12 protein-coding genes and 1 pseudogene are annotated in these 16,096 nt (G+C 59.1%); 5 read left to right on the forward strand and 8 right to left on the reverse strand.

Annotation, left to right across the window (positions count from 1 at the left end; genetic code table 11):
• The 3 genes and pseudogenes from ACT3S6_RS15250 to ftsY form a co-directional block, all read right to left on the reverse strand.
• Positions 1-173, reverse strand: a pseudogene (locus ACT3S6_RS15250) (IS3 family transposase); the annotation flags it as partial.
• A 457-nt stretch (positions 174-630) separates the two neighbouring features.
• Complete coding sequence (locus tag ACT3S6_RS15255; RefSeq protein ID WP_444555665.1) at positions 631-1,422, reverse strand: CatB-related O-acetyltransferase; 792 nt, start codon at positions 1,420-1,422, stop codon at positions 631-633.
• Positions 1,423-1,509: 87 nt separating this feature from the next.
• Positions 1,510-2,721, reverse strand: coding sequence for a signal recognition particle-docking protein FtsY (ftsY, locus tag ACT3S6_RS15260; protein WP_444555666.1), 1,212 nt, complete (start codon positions 2,719-2,721; stop codon positions 1,510-1,512).
• Positions 2,722-2,756: 35 nt separating this feature from the next.
• Between ftsY and ACT3S6_RS15265 the strand changes: the two genes are divergently transcribed.
• Complete coding sequence (locus ACT3S6_RS15265) at positions 2,757-3,965, forward strand: MFS transporter (RefSeq protein WP_086996323.1); 1,209 nt, start codon at positions 2,757-2,759, stop codon at positions 3,963-3,965.
• On the opposite strand, the gene smc is transcribed toward ACT3S6_RS15265, so the two are convergent.
• Positions 3,949-7,560: a chromosome segregation protein SMC gene (gene smc, locus ACT3S6_RS15270; protein WP_444555667.1), complete on the reverse strand. Its 3,612-nt coding sequence runs from the start codon at positions 7,558-7,560 to the stop codon at positions 3,949-3,951. The two genes, ACT3S6_RS15265 and smc, sit on opposite strands and share 17 nt — an antisense overlap.
• 229 nt (positions 7,561-7,789) lie before the next feature.
• On the opposite strand from smc, the gene ACT3S6_RS15275 reads away from it, so the two are divergent.
• From ACT3S6_RS15275 to ACT3S6_RS15290, 4 genes are read left to right on the forward strand one after another with little or no spacing between them, the layout of a single operon-like run.
• On the forward strand, positions 7,790-8,815 hold the full coding sequence (locus ACT3S6_RS15275; protein ID WP_444555670.1) for a 3-oxoacyl-ACP synthase III: 1,026 nt from the start codon (positions 7,790-7,792) through the stop codon (positions 8,813-8,815).
• Positions 8,809-11,490, forward strand: coding sequence for an alpha/beta fold hydrolase (locus ACT3S6_RS15280; protein ID WP_444555668.1), 2,682 nt, complete (start codon positions 8,809-8,811; stop codon positions 11,488-11,490). The genes ACT3S6_RS15275 and ACT3S6_RS15280 overlap by 7 nt, the downstream gene beginning before the upstream one ends.
• Positions 11,487-12,509, forward strand: coding sequence for an NAD-dependent epimerase/dehydratase family protein (locus ACT3S6_RS15285; RefSeq protein ID WP_086996310.1), 1,023 nt, complete (start codon positions 11,487-11,489; stop codon positions 12,507-12,509). Before ACT3S6_RS15280 ends, ACT3S6_RS15285 begins: the two co-directional genes overlap by 4 nt.
• A gap of 39 nt (positions 12,510-12,548) precedes the next feature.
• Positions 12,549-13,364, forward strand: a complete 816-nt coding sequence (locus ACT3S6_RS15290) for a serine hydrolase domain-containing protein (protein WP_086996307.1) — start codon at positions 12,549-12,551, stop codon at positions 13,362-13,364.
• Here the strand turns inward: ACT3S6_RS15290 and mutM are convergent.
• From mutM to ACT3S6_RS15310, 4 genes are read right to left on the reverse strand one after another with little or no spacing between them, the layout of a single operon-like run.
• A complete protein-coding gene (gene mutM, locus ACT3S6_RS15295) occupies positions 13,361-14,290 on the reverse strand; it encodes a bifunctional DNA-formamidopyrimidine glycosylase/DNA-(apurinic or apyrimidinic site) lyase (RefSeq protein WP_086996304.1) in 930 nt (309 codons plus the stop codon). The genes ACT3S6_RS15290 and mutM overlap by 4 nt on opposite strands.
• Complete coding sequence (rnc, locus tag ACT3S6_RS15300) at positions 14,291-15,010, reverse strand: ribonuclease III (protein ID WP_086996301.1); 720 nt, start codon at positions 15,008-15,010, stop codon at positions 14,291-14,293.
• Positions 15,011-15,019: 9 nt separating this feature from the next.
• Positions 15,020-15,223: a 50S ribosomal protein L32 gene (gene rpmF, locus ACT3S6_RS15305; RefSeq protein ID WP_444555669.1), complete on the reverse strand. Its 204-nt coding sequence runs from the start codon at positions 15,221-15,223 to the stop codon at positions 15,020-15,022.
• A 2-nt stretch (positions 15,224-15,225) separates the two neighbouring features.
• Positions 15,226-15,744 (reverse strand): YceD family protein, encoded by a 519-nt coding sequence (locus ACT3S6_RS15310; protein ID WP_179204236.1) that lies wholly within the window; start codon positions 15,742-15,744, stop codon positions 15,226-15,228.
• Positions 15,745-16,096 lie beyond the last annotated feature (352 nt).

Consider the following 16,096-nt stretch of genomic DNA (forward strand, 5'->3'; position numbering starts at 1 on the left):
CTAGATGACTCGGCGTTCTTCTCACCGCCGTATTGATTTAGCCACCGGTACCAAGTCGCTTCGGTGACCTCGAGTTCTTTCAGGAACTCGATGAGTGGGCGATATTCGTTGAGCATCCTCTGTCCCTGTCGGACCTTGGCGATGACCTGGTCCGGGGTATGTCTGCGTGCTATGACTCGTGGATTTCCTCCTGCATCCACTATCGGATGCGAAACTCACATAGTCACTGGACTTCTACGGTGGGGCCCAGCCAGACGAACTTCTGACGCACCAACTGGCTCTAAGCCGTGCCCTGCACATATCTGTCCAAAGGCCACTCGAGAACAATAAGAATTTCGCCTATGCGATATTCCGTCGCTGTATAGGCGTGGTCCAGCCGACGCTTCAGTGACGGTCTATTGCTCGACGTCGTGAGTTTTCCTCAGCCCAGTCTTCCTGAGCAAGAAGCGAAGGTTTATTTATCGAGATCCATCCCCAAGCGGAATCGTTCGGGGGATTAATTCGGTTTAGACACGTTGACCACAATCATGGGATGCGAGACCCTATCGAAGAATTCTCAGGAACTCGCTGGGATACTTCCCAGAATAAAACCACACTGAATACCTCTGCAACGCCGAACCGGCAATGGGTCTACTCTTGGTCCGAATCCAAGTAGTCTGTGACTCTCAACGAGCGGAAATGGGCACGAGGCACATGGCCATCGAGGATGCGATCTGCCAACAGGTCTAAAGAGGTATCTACATCTTCGAAAAGATACTGGGGCTCATATTCCCACCATTTACTCTCAAGAAGTTTCTCACCAATGTCCGGATGAATTCGCATGCGGATTACCTTCGCTGGATTCCCACCAACAATTGAATATGGCGGAACGTCTTTTGTGACAGTGGAATTTGCGGCGATCATCGAGCCGGTACCAACAGTGATGCCCATGTTTATGGTAACCCCAGTACCGATCCACACGTCGTGTCCTATGGTTGGGTACGGCTTCTCTCCGGTCACGTCAAAATCCGCCGCATACTCCAAAAGACTTTGAGTCTGAGAGCCCTTGTACAGCATATTCCGTGAGCGGAAGCTGATGGCTGAGGTGGTTAACAGATTTAATGGATGCACGGAATCCGTGAAACGAAGTCCTGTGGAGATAGAGCAGTACCTGCCGACATTAACCCCATCGGGCAACGCTGACATCGAGTAGCTGAACGCGCCGATAGAAGCGAACCCAGGACGCCTGCGCCCTCCCGGCATGCCTTTATAGGCCCCCCCATATAGGCCACTATTCTGTTCTATCCTCACGTCGTGTGACAGTTTAATCGGAGTGCCCGCCTTTAACCAGCCGTATGCTTCTGCGGTTGGTGGCGGACAGTTGTACTTGAGTAGGACGGTATCTCTATGCAGGGCTTCGAAAAGCCTCCAGCCAGCAATCACTGTTACTCCAATCGGTCGTTCCCCCCGATGGTGTCCGGCGCTTGATATTCTAACTGGTCTACTACCCATCTTCTGCGAGACTCATTTTTAATCGAGTAGTGCGTCGACAAAGCCCTCTGCGTCGAAAGGTGCCAGATCGTCAGGTCCCTCGCCCAATCCGATCAGCTTTACCGGCACACCGAGTTGGCGCTGGATAGCGACAACGATGCCACCTTTTGCCGTTCCGTCGAGTTTGGTCAGAACAATTCCGGTGACGTTAACAACTTCGGAGAACACCTTCGCCTGGTTCAGGCCATTCTGGCCAGTGGTGGCGTCGAGGACGAGCAGAACCTCATTGACGGCAGCCTGCTTTTCAACGACTCGCTTAATTTTGCCCAGTTCGTCCATCAGCCCGACCTTGTTCTGCAGGCGGCCGGCGGTGTCGATCATGACAACGTCAACTTCCTGATCGATACCAGCCTTCACGGCTTCGAAAGCCACGGACGCGGGGTCTGCACCGTCAACATCGGAACGGACGGTAGGGACACCTACTCGGGCCCCCCACGTTGCCAATTGTTCGGCAGCTGCTGCACGGAACGTGTCAGCAGCCCCGAGGAGCACGTCTTTGTCCTCGGCAACGAGGACGCGGGCAATCTTGCCGATGGTGGTCGTTTTTCCGACGCCGTTGACGCCGACGACCATGACGATCGACGGGCCGGTGGGCTGCCGATCGGAAACGATGGAGCGGTCCATGCTCGGATCAACCAGTTTGATGAGTTCAGTACGAAGCATCGACCTGACCTGGACAGGGTCACGGTGGCCTTCGACCTTCACCCGTTCACGAAGTGCTTCAACCAGTTCCTGGGTGGGTTCACTGCCGAGGTCTGCCAGCAGCAGCGTTTCCTCGATCTCGTCCCAAACGTCTTCGTCAATGTTGTCCTGTGACAACAGGGACAATAGGCCTTTTCCCAAAGCGTTGTTTGACTTGACCAGACGCGCCCGGAGGCGCGCCAGCCGACCGAGAACTGGCGCCGGGACATCAACGGCAATCTCTTGTTTTCCTATTGAATCTTCGGGGGCCGGTGCAGTGCCCGGGCCGCCCACACTTTCGACGTCCTGCTCAAGAGCTTTACCCGGATGGGTCAGCGTGTCGGTTCCATCACTGCTGGCATTCCCGGGGGCCGGATCATTCGCGTCCCGGGGTCCGTCGTAGGTACCGGGGGGCGTCTTGCGTCCCCGGAGGAAGAAGGCAGTTCCCAAGCCCACGACAAGGACTACAACGATGACGATGGCAATAATCAGGAGGGTTTCTGTAGACACGGGACTAGCTTCTCACAGACTAGGCTGTTGGCTTGATGAGCACACCCATACGTCCTCCGAAACAACCGACGATCCCCCGCGAAATTAAGGTCCTAATTGCTGCGGCTTTCGTGATCGCGTTGGGCTTCGGCCTGATCGCACCGATTCTGCCCCAATTTGCCAAGAGCTTCGACGTCGGGATCGCCCAAGCCGGTTTCATCGTCAGTGTTTTCGCACTCACCCGTTTAGCCTTTGCCCCGGTCAGTGGTCGATTGACGTCGGCTCTCAGTGAGCCCCCGGTGTATGTCGGCGGCGTGCTCATCGTTGCGGTATCGACCATCCTCTGTGGTTTTGCGCAGGACTACACCCAATTGCTGGTCTTCAGGGCAGCTGGTGGTCTGGGTTCGACCATGTTCACTGTTTCCGCTATGTCGCTCATCGCCCGGCTAGCGCCCACCGAGATACGAGGTCGAATCTCGGGCTACTACGCCGGATCATTCCTGATCGGTAACATCGTGGGTCCTGTGCTCGGCGGTTTCCTAGCCGTCTTCGGTTACCGCTTGCCGTTCTTTATCTACGGCGGAGCACTGATCATCGCAGCAGCTATCGTGTACCTGTCTCTTTTGGGAGTGCGATCGGGCGCGAAACGTGGGCCCCGCGACGAACGCCCAGCGATGTCATTCGCCGCTGCCTTGAAGAGTCCAACTTATCGGGCTGCCTTGTTTTCGGGCTTCGCGAATGGATGGTCCAATTTCGGCGTACGGGTAGCCTTGGTACCCCTGTTTGCCGCGCAGGTCTTTGACGATGGGGCAGCACTAGCAGGTCTGTCGTTGGGAATATTCGCCATTGGAAACGGTGCTGCGCTCACCTTTGCCGGACGAATCACCGATAAATATGGGCGGCGCATGCCGGTTTTGGTCGGACTGACGGTGGGGTCAGTCGCCATGGCCGGGATTGGGCTGACCGACAACGCGGTACTGTTTATCGCGCTCTCGATCATTGCCGGCGCCGGTATCGGATTTATGAACCCCGCGCAGCAAGCTGCCGTAGCCGACGTCATCGGCCGCGATCACAATGGCGGCAAAGTCATGGCCGGCTTCCAGATGGCCAGCGATTCCGGCGCCATTTTAGGCCCCGTAGTTGCGGGGCTCATCGCGGACCAGATGGGCTTCGGGTGGGCATTCGTCGTAACCGGAATCATCGGCGTGGCCGGTGCAGCTGCATGGATTCGCGTAAATGAAAGGCGGTCTACAACCGTTGGCTAATGACCTTCGTGACCCCATCGCCGCGCATGGAGACGCCATACAGGGCGTCAGCGATCTCCATCGTGCGCTTTTGATGCGTGATGATGATCAGCTGACTAACTTCTTGGAGCTCGCGGAAAATCACCAGTAGTCGCCCCAAGTTCGTATCGTCCAGGGCAGCCTCGACCTCATCCATCACGTAGAAGGGCGATGGGCGGGCTTTGAAGATCGCTACCAGGAGCGCAACGGCAGTCAATGATCGCTCTCCACCAGAAAGTAGTGAGAGACGCTTGATCTTCTTGCCGGCTGGACGGGCTTGCACTTCGATCCCCGTATTGAGCATGTCGTCTGGGTCGGTCAACACCAGTTTTCCCTCACCGCCCGGGAACAGTGTGGCAAAGACTTGTTCAAACTGTTCGGCCGTATCGTCGAAGGCCTCCGTGAAGACGCGTTCAACTCGTTCATCCACGTCGCGAATGATGTCCAGAAGGTCTTTGCGACTGGATTTCAGATCCTCAAGTTGCTCCGCCAGGAACCTGTGGCGTTCCTCAAGTGCCGCAAACTCTTCTAAGGCCAAGGGGTTGACCTTGCCCAAGGACGCTAGATCCTTTTCTGCCTTCCGTAAACGTTTTTCCTGCTCGTGACGGTCGAAGGGTCGTCCCACCGGCTCCGGGTTTCCGTCCATGTCCACGTCTTGACGCAAAGCCGCCCACTTATCACTCTCCTGGTCAGGTTGTGGGACCGGTAGGTCGGGACCATAGTTTTCGATGAGATGCTCAGGCGTCATCCCCAACTCTGCGAGGGCCCGGGCTTCAAGGCTTTCAATGCGCAGGTGTTGTTGGGCACGCGCCAACTCATCACGATGCACGGAATCAGTGAGCCCGGCCAACTCACTACCTAGTTCATTTGATCGGGTTCTGGTTTGCCCCAGCTCGACATTTATTTGGTCGCGATGCTTCGTTAGCCGTGCGTGTTCGTCCGCAGCTTCCTGCAATGAGCATTCAAGGTGTTCTTGCACCAACAAGATCGCCTGTCCGACGGCTTGAGCACGTTTGGCTTGACGACGTCGTAGCGCGGCTCTCCGCTCAGCCTGTTCACGGTTACGGCGTTCCCCCGCGGCGGATTTCACGAGTGATTCAATGCGGCTCGACAAGCTCTTGACCTGCTCTTCACTGCCCCGCAGAGCCAACCGTGCGTCAAGCTCTCGCTCACGGGCCTTGGCGGCCTCTGCATCTAGCCTCGCGCGCGTTGAGCTGTCTGGTTCTTCATCAGCTGGGGCCTCCCGGGTAGCAGCCAGGCGCTCCTCAAGTGCAGCCAGGGTTTTCTTGGCTTCGGCTACCGACTCCGTGGCAACGCTGATCCGGTCTCTTGATCTTTCGACCTCTGCGGCAGCTTCTCGGGCTGTGGCTCCGAGAGTTGCCAGCTGTTCAGCAACGCCGGTAATGCGGGCATCTGATTGGTACAACTTTTCAAGTGCCGTATCGACAGCCCCGGCAGCCTCGCTGCGTGTAGTTTCCAGCGCTGAGCGTTGGAAACGAAGCTGTTCGTAGCATGCGGTGACGTCATGGAGTTCGACGTTGGTGGCATCAATGGCCGCTTGTTGCTCCACAAGTGATGAACCGGTGCCAGATCCTCCGGCAAGGCTATTCGTCGAATGGACCACGCCATCGCGAGTGACCACAGTAAATTGGGGTGCTGCGGTCAGGAGTTCAACAGCGCCTTTCCTATTTTCAGCGACGATGACGTTGCGCAGAAGATGCCGGACAGCTTCGGCGAGGCCGTCGGGGGATGCTTCCTTGACATCCACGAGGCCCGAAGCCCACAAGCCGCCAGCGGGCAGTAGATTCCTCTTCGCGTGCGTTTCCGTCCGCTGGTCCGCGAGAAGAGCATCTGACTCGGCTGCCTGCGGAAAGATCAGGTGGACACGGCCTGATTCCTGTTCGACGACTGTGTCCAAAACATGCTGAGCTTCGTCGGCGCTACAGGCACTTAGCGCCTCGGCGTAGGTACCTAGCGCAGCGGCAATCGCCCCGTCGTATCCGGGTTCGACATGGAGCTCTGCACTAATACGCCCCCTAATGCCCTGATGCCCTGCTGCAAGAATCTCCTCGGAGGCATCCTTGCGGCTCATCGCAGAGTGCAGTGCGTCAAGACGAGCTTGAAGAGCGGCCCGTTCACGTTCTGCTTTTTGCTCCCGAGAAACTAACTGCTCCAACTCTCGATCGCAGGACGCCAAACGTTCCTCGGCCAATTCGTGCGAAGCGTCCAGGTCCTCTTCCGTGTCCTCAACACCGCTAGCCTGCTGTTCCAGTTCGGTATATTTCATCTGTGCCTCAGAACCGCGTACACGTGCGAGTTCGGCCGATGCCCGCAGTCTGCCCAGCTCACCCTCGAGTGATTCGACGCGGCTGCGTGCCGAGGCGACCTTTCCGGCCAAGGTAGCCAGTCCCTCGCGACGGTCAGCTATGGCACGCATCAATTCGGTCATTCGGCGGCCTTCCTCGGCCGCGGCCTGTTCCGATTCCTTCCGATCAGCAATCGCGGAATCGAGTACATTTGATGACTTATCGCGTTCGTTCTCAAGCTCTTCCAGATCAACGCGTAAACGCTGTGCTTGGCTTTCTAACCGGTCCGGTTCCCGCGACGGATCGTGCACGACGCGACTCTGCTCAGCCAAGCCGCGTTCGCGTTCTATCGCCAAGGCGTCCAGAGATCTGTACCGTTCTTTCATGGTGTTCAACCCGTGCCATGTCTCTCTAGTGGAGTTGAGGGCAGGAATAATGCTCGCGGCAGCAGATTCCAGCTCCTCGAGCCGGGCGCCGACTCGGGTAACCTCCACGTCGACTTCGTCCCGTCGCACAAGAATTCGTCGTTCGTCTTCGACCTCGCGATGGAGGGCTTCTTGGAGGGTCACCAACTCGTCGGCCAAGAGCCGAGAACGCGCATCGCGCACCTCAAATTGGACCGACTGTGCCCGACGTGCAACGTCAGCCTGTTTACCCAACGGTGTCAGCTGGCGCCGAACCTCTCCTGTGAGGTCCTGAAGGCGCGAGAGGTTGGTGGCCATTGACTCGAGTTTGCGTACGGTCTTTTCCCGACGTCTGCGGTGCTTCAGCACCCCAGCGGCTTCCTCAATAAAACCTCGGCGTTCATCAGATGTGGCATGAAGGATACGGTCCAGCTGCCCTTGCCCGACGATGACGTGCATCTCCCGGCCCATTCCGGTGTCGGAAAGCAATTCTTGGATATCGAGCAAGCGGCAGGACTGACCATTGATGGCATATTCAGAGCCGCCAGCCCGGAACAGGGTCCGGGTGATCGTCACTTCTGAATATTCGATGGGCAGGGCACCATCTGCATTATCGATAGTTAGCGAGACCTGAGCCCGCCCTAACGCCGGACGGCCAGAGGTTCCGGCGAAGATGACATCTTCCATCTTGCCGCCACGGAGTGTCTTAGCTCCCTGCTCCCCCATCACCCACGACAAGGCGTCGACGACGTTGGATTTCCCAGAACCATTCGGGCCAACCACGGCAGTGACGCCGGGTTCGAACTCAAAAGTCGTCGCTGAGGCGAACGACTTGAATCCACGAACGGTCAGGGTCTTGAGATGCACGGAGGTCTTTCGGACGGCGGGGCAAAGGTCTTCCTCCCTCCAATCTACTGTGTCTGGACTCCCGCGGCGGGTTTGCCACTCGAGGGGAGAAAAGTCACAGGCGGCGTTCATACCGCATGGCGAATGTGCGGGAACCACTTCGCAGAGTGCATAGTTAACGGTTGGAGAGTCTTCGCATCATAGGGATGCGTCGGCGGCAGATGAATCCTATATGGACGAAGGCTGGATATTGAGCGGCAATGCAACGTTTCGACACACCAACTCGGCGGTTATTGCCGTTACGAGTGTGGAGGCTCCCGTCGTCGTCACCTCGAGCGAATTCGATAAGCGACTAGAGCCGAGCCTCAAGCGACTGCGTCTGTCCAAGAAGCTCCTCGAACGGGTAGCCGGTGTCAGCGAACGACGCTGGTGGCCGGAAGGAACAGGATTCGACGACGCGGCTATCGAAGCCGGATCCAAGGCGTTAGCCGAAGCCGGAGTTGAAGCCGGCGAGATCGGCCTGCTCATCAATACCTCGGTCACCCGCAGGAATCTTGAGCCCTCCGTAGCCGTCAAAGTCCACAATGGGCTCGGTCTACCGTCCTCAGCCATGAACTTCGACCTAGCCAACGCTTGCCTCGGATTCGTCAACGGCATGACGCTGGCCGCGAATATGATCGATTCCGGGCAGATTAAGTACGCACTGATCGTCGCTGGTGAAGATTCCCAGATTGCCCAGGAACCAACCTTCGATCGATTGAACCGCGAAGATTCCACACGTGAGGACTACCTCCGCGAATTCGCAACCCTGACCTTGGGCTCTGGTGCTGCAGCCGCGGTCATCGGCCGCGCCGACGAACACCCAGGCTCACACCGCATCCTCGGAGGCGTCTCACGCGCCGGAAGCGAACATCACGAACTGTGCGTTGGCGGCCCACAGGGGATGTACACCGACACGAAAGGCCTGCTCGACAACGGTCTGAAACTCGTCGTCGACGCCTGGGACGAAGCCCATCAGGACGGTTGGAACTGGGGGTCCATGGACCGTTATGTCACACACCAAGTGTCCAATTCGTATACCAATGCCATTATCAAGGCCGTGAACCTCGTTCGGGACCGGGTGCCGATCACGTTCCCGAAATGGGGAAACGTCGGTCCTGCTTCGCTTCCCATGACGCTGGCCCAAGAGGCGAACACGCTCAACCCAGGAGACAGAGTGCTTTGCATGGGTGTCGGTTCCGGTCTGAACACGGCAATGCTGGATCTGGCGTGGTAGCAAGGAGCTGGCCCGGGGTCCGCCCGGAATTCTCCCGATACCTTACCGTCCCCTCAACAGCCAGCTGTGATCCCGCCGGGTCCTCCCACCAATGGCATTTATTGGACAACCTGCCAGCGCTCGAAGCTCGGGAGGCAGCACCAGCAGGAACCATTCTGGCCGTACACGGAAATCCCACATGGTCCTACCTCTGGCGCAGCGTCCTTGAAGCCGGCGCCGAGGCCGAAACCCCATGGCGCGTAGTAGCCGTCGATCAGCTCGATATGGGTTATTCCGACCGGACTGGCACATTTCGCCGACTAGCGGATCGAGTCACCGACCTCGGGGACGTGACCGACGCACTGGGAATTGAAGGCCCCGTGGTGACTCTCGGCCACGACTGGGGAGGGCTCATCTCCCTGGGATGGGCGACACGGCATCGCGAACAGCTGGCAGGCATCGTCTTGACGAACACCGCAGTTCACCCCGCAGGTTTCTCCCTACCACCTGCCCTCAGTCTTGCACTGCACCCTGCGGTCCATGGTTGGGGCACGCGCGCCACCCCGACGTTCCTCAAGGTCACCCACGCGCTGGCACACCCGAGGCTTACTTCCGATGTTGAATCCGCCTTCATGTCACCGTACCGCTCAACACCAGCGCGTGCGGGTGTAGCCAACTTCGTCGCTGACATTCCGGCGACGCCGGAGCACCCCAGTTGGCACGCTTTGGAGCAGATTTCCGCGGACATCCAGACGCTCAATGTCCCGGCTCTCATGATGTGGGGGCCGCGCGATCCTATTTTCTCCGACCGCTATCTGCGCGACCTGATGGACCGTTTACCTCAAGCAGATGTGCACCGTTTCGAAGGTGCCGGTCACCTCCTTCCCGAAGATCGGGATATCGCCTCTCCCCTATTGGCTTGGCTCACCTCCACGGTGTGCAAAAGGCCGGGAACAAAGTCTTCGCTCCAGGACGACGCTCCGTCACGTGCCAATGCCGGATCCCAACACGGTTTACCGCCTCTCGACGTGAATACCGAATTCCGGAGCATGCTTGCCGAACTGGATGCCCGCCGTAATGACCACACCGATGCCGTCGTTGACATGGGCCCCACTCTCGGTGGGGTCCGAAGTTCCACTTCCCTGTCGTGGGCATCACTGGCCCGACGCGTCGATGCCGTTGCCCACGGCCTCTCCGAATTAGGTGTTCGCCGTGGCAATCGGGTGAACCTGCTGGTCCCACCAGGTGCCGAGCTCACCTCCCTGATCTACGCTTGCCTCCGACTGGGTGCCGTCATTGTCGTGGCCGATGCCGGGCTGGGGACAAAGGGTCTCGGCCGGGCCATCCGTGGCGCGGGCCCCAGTTTCCTCATTGGCATCGAACGTGCCCTGATGGCAGCCAGAGTACTGAATTGGCCCGGCCAACGGATTTCCGCCGGAGACCTGTCCCCCGCCAAACGCCGGCTCCTAGGCGTTATCGCCACCGTTGGCGATCTAGAAAAATCAGGACTGCTCAGCATCTCGGCTAGCGGCCCACCGTTCCCCGCGGCAGATCCCGACGCCGACGCCGCGATTTTATTCACCTCTGGTTCTACTGGTCCGGCGAAGGGCGTCGTCTATACGCATCGGCGGCTCGCCGCCATGCGAGATACCTTGCAGGCAACCTACGGATTGAAGTCTGGCGATGCGCTCGTGGCCGGGTTTGCCCCTTTCGCACTCCTGGGTCCGGCTCTCGGGGCTGTCTCCGTCACGCCCGACATGGACGTCACCTCGCCCCGAACCTTGACTGCCTCCGCGCTGGCCAATGCCGCGTCGGCCATCAACGCGACCATCGTTTTTGCCTCCCCAGCAGCCTTGGTCAATGTGGTGGACTCATCAGCCGCTCTCGACTCCGTCCAACGATCTGCCCTTGAACGTGTTGAACTCCTCCTCTCAGCCGGTGCACCTCTGGGAACCACCTTGTTACAGGTCGTCCAGGAATTAGCTCCCCAGGCAGAGGTTCACACGCCCTACGGGATGACTGAAGCATTGCCAATTACCGACATCAGTCTTCAAGGAATTCTCGCGGCCGGTACGGGAGATGGCGTGTGTGTCGGTCGCCCGGTGGCCGGAGCCCGAGTATCCATCGCTGCCTTGGATGACCAGGGCCAGGTGTCAGACAAACTGCGAGCCAACCCCGACCAGGTCGGAGAAATTGTTGTCTCAGCACCCCACGTCAAGGACCGCTATGACCGGTTGTGGATCACCGAACAAGCCAGCGCTATTCACCCCGGCTGGCACCACACAGGGGACGTCGGCCACCTCGACTCCGCGGGGCGTCTATGGGTCCAGGGTCGGCTGGGACATATCCTCACCACTCCTTCGGGGCTGATGACACCCGTTGCCGCAGAATTGGCTGCAGAGACCGTGTCGGGCGTTCGTCGTGCCGCTGTTGTCGGTGTCGGACCTGCCGGCACGCAAGCAGTGGTCGTCATCGTGGAAACAGAGGAACGGGCTCGTCGTTCAGGGCTGGCAGCCCAGGCGTTGACGCAGGATGTCCGTTCGTCAATAATTCTAGCCACTTCCATGTCTGTCGCTGCAGTATTGGTCATCCCCGATTTGCCCACCGACATCCGACACAATTCAAAGATCGACCGTTCCGCGCTTTCACAGTGGGCTACTGGTCTACTGTCTGGGAAAAAGGCAACCCTGCAATGAGTACTGCCAATCACGACAAGCTCGTCCTGGTGACCGGGGCGAGTGGCATGCTGGGACGGGCTGTGGCCGAAGAACTGCTGGCCCGCGGTTACCGTGTCAGGACCTTTCAACGCGGTCCCGCATCACTGCCCGGCGTCGAACAATGTCGGGGCTCTATCACCGATCCCCACGCCGTTGCCGCCGCTGTCGAAGGCGTTTCCGCTGTCGTACATTTGGCTGCGAAGGTCTCTTTCACCGGTGAGTGGGAGGAATTCGTAGCAACGAACATTGAAGGGACCAGAAATCTCTTGGACGCCGCCCGTACGGCCGGCGTGGAAAACTTCGTCTACGTTTCATCGCCCTCCGTGGCTCACCTAGGATCATCGATCGTCGGAGGGGCTGCCGGCGCTCCTGAACCTGCCGCTGCGCGGGGCTACTATGCTCGTTCCAAGGCCAGTGCAGAACTCTTGGCGCTGGAAGCCAACGGACCGTCATTTCGTGTGACCGCTCTGCGCCCACACGTCGTCTGGGGCCCGGGCGACACACAACTCGTGGAACGGGTCGTCGATAGAGCGCGTTCAGGCCGGCTGCCCTTGCTGGATGGCGGCCTGGCTCTGATCGATACTACGTATGTCGACAATGCGGCTTCCGCGATTGTTCAAGGGCTGGAACGGATCAGCGTTGCCCATGGTCTCTCCTTGGTCATCACCAATGGAGAGCCGCGTCCAGTCGGTGAGCTCATTGCCGGAATCTGTGCCGCCGGCGGCGTGCCCGCACCAAAGTTCAGTGTCCCCGGATCCTTGGCCCGCAGCGCAGGCAAAGTGATAGAGAGGCTTTGGACAGGAGCGCTGCGTCGCGGTTGGGTCTCCGATGAGCCACCGATGACGGAATTCCTCGCCGAGCAATTGTCAACCGCGCACTGGTTCGACCAACGCACCACGCATGAAGTCCTCGCATGGAAGCCCCTGCTTTCCATTGACGATGGGCTGTCCCGCCTCGCTGCCCACTATGGTGGTACTGCGCCGCGCACCGCGGAATAGACTGCCTCGCCACCCGCAACCGATGAGGAGTACCGTCTCATGACCGCCTTGGACCTACTCGACACATGGCCTGTCCCCCACGCCGCAGCAGCCGTGCTGGACACCCTAGGCAACACCCTGGACAGCAGGGGGGATCCCCAGCGCATTTTTCCGCTTGCTTCGGTCACCAAATTGCTCTCAGCCTTCGCATTCCTAGTCGCTCTGGAAGAAGAGGCACTTTCGCTCGATCAGTCAGCAGGTCCGGAAGGTTCAACGGTTCATCACCTGCTGGCGCACACCGGCGGTTATGATTTTTCCTCTGATGCTGTTCGTGCCGAACCGGGTACACGCCGGATCTATTCGAATACGGGCTTCGATGTCCTGGGAAAGACCCTTGAATCGGAGACTGGCATCCCCTTTGCCATCTATCTCTCCGAAGCTGTGCTGCAGCCCTTGGGCATGACCGGAACGGCGCTCGAAGGTTCTCCCGCCGCCGATGCCGTCTCATCTCTCCACGATTTGTCGCTCTTCGCAGCAGAGCTCCAGCATCCTACTCTCCTCGCTGGCGCGACCATGGAACGAGCAACCACCGTGCAATTTCCTGATGTTGACGGTATTCTTCCCGGATACGGCCGACAGAAGCCCAACGACTGGGGCTTGGGTTTTGAAATCAAGGACCACAAGTCACCCCATTGGACTGGGACTCAGAACTCAGCTCAGACTTTCGGCCATTTCGGACAGTCAGGGACCTTCCTTTGGGTTGACCCGTCAGCTGGCTTAGCATGCGTTGCCTTGACCGACCGAGACTTTGGCCCATGGGCGATTGATGCGTGGACGCCGTTCAACGATGCGGTAGTCTCCGACTTCTCCGCCTAGAAACGCGCGTTGCCCGGAACTCGCTGGCAGACGGGGCACCAGTAGGACGAACGCCCCATGAACGCATCCCGACGAACCAGCGAAGTCCGTCCCCCGGCTGCGCAGCGGTGGCACGGTTGTCCGCCGCGTCCGTACGCGTTCAATGACCGAGAGAAATAGCCGGACGCACCGTTCACGTTGACGTAAAGCTGGTCGAAACTAGTTCCACCGGCAGCAAGCGCTCGGTCCATGATGGTCGATAACGCTACAAATAGCCTGAAGGTATCTGGGCGCCGCAGGGTGTCGGTGGGACGAGCGTAGTGCATCTGGGCTTCCCACAGCGCCTCGTCCGCATAGATATTGCCCACCCCGGATACCAGCCCCTGGTCCAGAATCGCGCGTTTGATACTCGTCCTACGCGCCCGCAGCCGGCGATGGAAACTTTCTATGTCGAAATTGAGATCCAAGACATCGCGGGCGATATGCGAGGCAGCTTGGGGAATGGTTGCAGCTTGGGAACCTTGTCCCCCCGGGGCTCCGTCGATGGTCGGCACCAGGGGTGAGACGAACATGCCCCCGAAGATCCGCTGATCGACGAAACGCAATTGTCCCGGCTTCGCGGCGGAAGCCGATAGATCGAAGGTGATCTTAAGGTGTTTTTCGTCGGGCGCCGTGGAGTCCTCAACCAGCAGCTGGCCGCTCATTCCTAGGTGAGCGACAAGAGCTGCCCCTCGTGGTACACCGTCGAGCGGCATCCAGAGAAACTTTCCACGTCGCACAATGTCGGTGATCGTTGCGCCGTGCAGTGTGGCAATGAAGTCAGCGGGGCCGTCCTGATGTCGGCGGAGGGAGCGCGGGTCGTATACACCGACTTCGTCGATCCGCCGGCCAGCGACCCAGGATTCGAGACCGCGTCTCACGACTTCTACTTCCGGAAGTTCCGGCATCTACTCGTGGGCCGTCGTCTTTTCCGGCCCCACAGCAGGCTTCGCGGAGACCAGCGTCCGATAGGAGATAGCAGCCGCCTCCTGTTCGGCCTCCTTTTTGGAGGGGCCGGTGCCCGTTCCATAATCCGTCTTGCCAATGCGTAGCGTTGCCTCGAACACCCGCGCGTGGTCGGGGCCGGTACCGGTGATGAAGTAGTCAATAGGGCCAAGTTTGCGCGCTGCCGCGATTTCCTGGATCGCTGTCTTCCAATCGGTGCCCGCACCGAGGTGTTCAACGTCCGATAGCAGCGGGGCAACCAGCCGCATCACCAGGGCCTGGGCCGAGTCGGGGCCATCACTGAGGTACGTGGCACCGATCAACGCCTCCATGGTGTCAGCAAGGATCGAGGACTTGTCCGCGCCATGGGTCAGTACCTCACCCTGACCGAGGAGAATATGCTGTCCAACTTCAATGCTGCGCGCTATCCCGGCGAGTGCTCGGGTGCTAACAACGGAGGCACGTCGCTTCGCGAGATCACCCTCCGGCAGGTCCGGGTAGGTCCGGTAGAGGTGGTCTGTCACGGCATAGCCGAGCACCGAATCGCCGAGGAACTCGAGGCGTTCGTTGGTCGGAAGGCCGCCATGCTCATAAGCATAGGAGCGATGTGTGAGCGCAAGACGAAGCGTCTCGGGGTCGATGGTGACCCCGAGACGCTTCAGAAGCTCTTCTGTTGAAGGCATCAGACGTTATTAGACGTCTGCTACCTTGCGCCCCTTGTATTCAAGGAACAACTCGGTGCCGGCAGAGTCGGTCACGACCTTCGCCTGGTGCGGCAGGCTGTAGGTTACGCGGCCGTTCTCCATGGTCTTGACCAGGTTCGGCGCAGTTGCCTTCCACTGGGACCGACGGGCCCGGGTATTCGAGCGGGACATCTTCCGCTTGGGAACAGCCACGGCTAACTCTCTTCTCTCTCGACTGAATCTGTACTCTGTACCGCATCTTCTGCGGTGGTGCCAGCCAGCTCGGTGAGAGCTGCCCAGCGGGGATCTAGAATCTCGTGGTGGTGCCCTGGCTCGTCCGCGAGGCGAATCCCGCATTCTGCGCAGAGGCCTTCGCAGCCCTCCCGGCACACCGGTTGGAACGGCAGCGCGGTCACCGCTGCATCCCTCAGTACCGGCTCCAGATCGATGAAGTCATCCACGATCTGTCGCTGGTCCATGTCCTCCTCATCGGGCAACTCAGTGCCTTCATGGAAGAACAACTCCTGAATGTCGGACTCGAGGTCGTACTCGATAGGCTCCAGGCAACGGCCGCATTCACCGGACACTTCCGAGAACGCTGTACCGGAAACCAAGATTCCCTCGTGTACGGCCTCGAATCGAAGATCCAGATCGATATCCGACCCCTCTTCGATTCCGATCAGTGCCGCCCCCATTTCAGGCGGAGCGGGCACGGTCCGTTCAAGAGTCTTCATGGTACCCGGGTATCCCCCGAATTCCTTGGCCGAAAAGACCAACGGCGAGCTGCGATCGATTCCGCGTGACGACGGACGATCTGAACGCTTATCGCTAATGAGAACTCCTGTAGAACAAAGACCGACATTACATCTTAGCCTGTCGGGGAGCTCTTGCCCAAACCCGAGGCAACCACGCGCGCGCCCGCTACATTTGTAGGACTCCGATAAACGGGGTTTGGTCGCCAGGTTCGGTATGACTGTCCTGCCCTGTCACTCATGATCCGGGGGGTGTTGTCGCCGAACCTGAAGGCACGCGTTGACCGCTGATAGGGACATGGCCTGGCGAGTTAGACACCGTGGTCTATTCGTT

It is taken from the genome of Arthrobacter sp. AOP36-C1-22 (genome assembly GCF_052377515.1).
In the GTDB taxonomy this organism is placed as follows: domain Bacteria; phylum Actinomycetota; class Actinomycetes; order Actinomycetales; family Micrococcaceae; genus Arthrobacter_H.

Bases quoted from the DNA above. Each gene is read 5' to 3' on its own strand.
- ACT3S6_RS15265 (WP_086996323.1), top strand. From the start codon at position 2,757: ATGAGCACACCCATACGTCCTCCGAAACAACCGACGATCCCCCGCGAA.
- ACT3S6_RS15285 (WP_086996310.1), top strand. From the start codon at position 11,487: ATGAGTACTGCCAATCACGACAAGCTCGTCCTGGTGACCGGGGCGAGT.
- ACT3S6_RS15290 (WP_086996307.1), top strand. From the start codon at position 12,549: ATGACCGCCTTGGACCTACTCGACACATGGCCTGTCCCCCACGCCGCA.
- mutM (WP_086996304.1), bottom strand. From the start codon at position 14,290: ATGCCGGAACTTCCGGAAGTAGAAGTCGTGAGACGCGGTCTCGAATCC.
- rnc (WP_086996301.1), bottom strand. From the start codon at position 15,010: ATGCCTTCAACAGAAGAGCTTCTGAAGCGTCTCGGGGTCACCATCGAC.
- ACT3S6_RS15310 (WP_179204236.1), bottom strand. From the start codon at position 15,744: ATGAAGACTCTTGAACGGACCGTGCCCGCTCCGCCTGAAATGGGGGCG.